The sequence below is a fragment of the Roseomonas sp. 18066 genome, assembly GCF_902706185.1.
Taxonomy (GTDB): domain Bacteria; phylum Pseudomonadota; class Alphaproteobacteria; order Acetobacterales; family Acetobacteraceae; genus Pseudoroseomonas.
On sequence record NZ_CACSJM010000354.1, the window covers coordinates 1 to 509 of the forward strand.

Genomic DNA, 509 nt, shown 5'->3' on the forward strand with positions numbered 1-509 from the left:
GCCTCGGACAGGCCCGCGTTGAAGGCGGCGCGCGTGCCCGCGAGCGAGGCCGTGGTGCGGGTGCCATCGATCAGCGCCACGGTGTCGTTCTGCAGGTCGTGCGGGGACGTGCCCGTGCCCTTGTCGGTGTAGGCCACCGCGCAGCCGCGCTTGAGGCCCCATTCGCCGGTGGGGATGCCGCCATAGATGCCGCGCGATCCGGACGAGGTCGCGGTCACGATGCAGGGGCGCGTGCGGTCGAAGCCGTCCGGCACCTGCACCATCAGGGTGACGTTGCGGCGCCCGGTGCCGTCGTCCGCATAGGCGATCGCCTCCAGGCCCGCCACCTTGCCCTCGCCCTGGGTGGGACGGCCCTGCACGTCCACGTTCGGGCCGTAGAGCGTGCCGTAGCCGCCCTCGCTCGTGGTGTCCACCAGCGCGCGGTAGTTGACGTAGATGGCGTTGCGGCGCAGTTCGTCGGCCGTGGGCTGGGCACCCTCGTAGCCCGGCGCGGAATCGTCCTGCAGGCC

At 72.5% G+C, this 509-nt stretch carries 1 protein-coding gene; it reads right to left on the reverse strand.

All coding sequences use genetic code 11. From position 1 onward, the window contains the following. A partial coding sequence (locus tag GVN67_RS29195) for a D-(-)-3-hydroxybutyrate oligomer hydrolase (protein ID WP_235035621.1) occupies positions 1 to 509 on the reverse strand: 509 nt, incomplete at both ends.